The organism is Lysinibacillus sphaericus (assembly GCF_015844675.1).
Taxonomy (GTDB): domain Bacteria; phylum Bacillota; class Bacilli; order Bacillales_A; family Planococcaceae; genus Lysinibacillus; species Lysinibacillus sphaericus_E.
The window spans coordinates 1-1,950 of record NZ_LDGC01000067.1 but is presented as its reverse complement, the minus strand read 5'-3'; the positions used below and the strand labels follow the sequence as shown (position 1 = coordinate 1,950).

2 rRNA genes are annotated in these 1,950 nt (G+C 50.7%); both read right to left on the bottom strand.

The features are described 5' to 3' along the window. A 23S ribosomal RNA gene (locus ABE34_RS16225) occupies positions 1-313 on the bottom strand; the annotation flags it as partial. A 303-nt stretch (positions 314-616) separates the two neighbouring features. Further along, positions 617-1,950: ribosomal RNA gene (locus tag ABE34_RS16220) — 16S ribosomal RNA — on the bottom strand; the annotation flags it as partial.

Genomic DNA, 1,950 nt, shown 5'->3' with positions numbered 1-1,950 from the left:
TATAGAGTGTCCTACAACCCCAAGAGGCAAGCCTCTTGGTTTGGGCTCTTCCCGTTTCGCTCGCCGCTACTCAGGGAATCGATTTTTCTTTCTCTTCCTCCAGGTACTTAGATGTTTCAGTTCCCTGGGTCTGCCTTCAAGACGCTATGTATTCACGTCAAGATACTACGCGATTAAACGTAGTGGGTTCCCCCATTCGGAAATCTCCGGATCAAAGCTCACTTACAGCTCCCCGAAGCATATCGGTGTTAGTGCCGTCCTTCTTCGGCTCCTAGTGCCAAGGCATTCGCCGTGCGCCCTTAATAACTTAACCTACAGCTTTCAATACACATCGCATTTCGTCGTCAGCTTCACTCGTTCAGTCAGTCACGTACAGAAGTACGCTCCTTCCTTCTCTCGATTGCTTCCTAGAACTACTCGTGTCTTTAAACCTTATTCGTTATTAAGCCTATAAAAAACTTAAAAAATAAATGTGTTTGTTACAATTTCAATGTCGTTTTATCCAGTTTTCAAAGAACAAGTTTTGAAGTAATTCATTCAGAAGAATGAACCTTCAAAACTGAACGCAAAACGTAATCTTACAAACCCTAGGTTTGTATTCCGAAAATATCCTTAGAAAGGAGGTGATCCAGCCGCACCTTCCGATACGGCTACCTTGTTACGACTTCACCCCAATCATCTATCCCACCTTCGGCGGCTGGCTCCAAAAGGTTACCCCACCGACTTCGGGTGTTACAAACTCTCGTGGTGTGACGGGCGGTGTGTACAAGGCCCGGGAACGTATTCACCGCGGCATGCTGATCCGCGATTACTAGCGATTCCGGCTTCATGTAGGCGAGTTGCAGCCTACAATCCGAACTGAGAACGACTTTATCGGATTAGCTCCCTCTCGCGAGTTGGCAACCGTTTGTATCGTCCATTGTAGCACGTGTGTAGCCCAGGTCATAAGGGGCATGATGATTTGACGTCATCCCCACCTTCCTCCGGTTTGTCACCGGCAGTCACCTTAGAGTGCCCAACTAAATGATGGCAACTAAGATCAAGGGTTGCGCTCGTTGCGGGACTTAACCCAACATCTCACGACACGAGCTGACGACAACCATGCACCACCTGTCACCGTTGTCCCCGAAGGGAAAACCATATCTCTACAGTGGTCAACGGGATGTCAAGACCTGGTAAGGTTCTTCGCGTTGCTTCGAATTAAACCACATGCTCCACCGCTTGTGCGGGCCCCCGTCAATTCCTTTGAGTTTCAGTCTTGCGACCGTACTCCCCAGGCGGAGTGCTTAATGCGTTAGCTGCAGCACTAAGGGGCGGAAACCCCCTAACACTTAGCACTCATCGTTTACGGCGTGGACTACCAGGGTATCTAATCCTGTTTGCTCCCCACGCTTTCGCGCCTCAGCGTCAGTTACAGACCAGAAAGTCGCCTTCGCCACTGGTGTTCCTCCAAATCTCTACGCATTTCACCGCTACACTTGGAATTCCACTTTCCTCTTCTGCACTCAAGTCCCCCAGTTTCCAATGACCCTCCACGGTTGAGCCGTGGGCTTTCACATCAGACTTAAAGGACCGCCTGCGCGCGCTTTACGCCCAATAATTCCGGACAACGCTTGCCACCTACGTATTACCGCGGCTGCTGGCACGTAGTTAGCCGTGGCTTTCTAATAAGGTACCGTCAAGGTACAGCCAGTTACTACTGTACTTGTTCTTCCCTTACAACAGAGTTTTACGATCCGAAAACCTTCTTCACTCACGCGGCGTTGCTCCATCAGGCTTTCGCCCATTGTGGAAGATTCCCTACTGCTGCCTCCCGTAGGAGTCTGGGCCGTGTCTCAGTCCCAGTGTGGCCGATCACCCTCTCAGGTCGGCTACGCATCGTCGCCTTGGTGAGCCGTTACCTCACCAACTAGCTAATGCGCCGCGGGCCCATCTTATAGCGACAGCCGA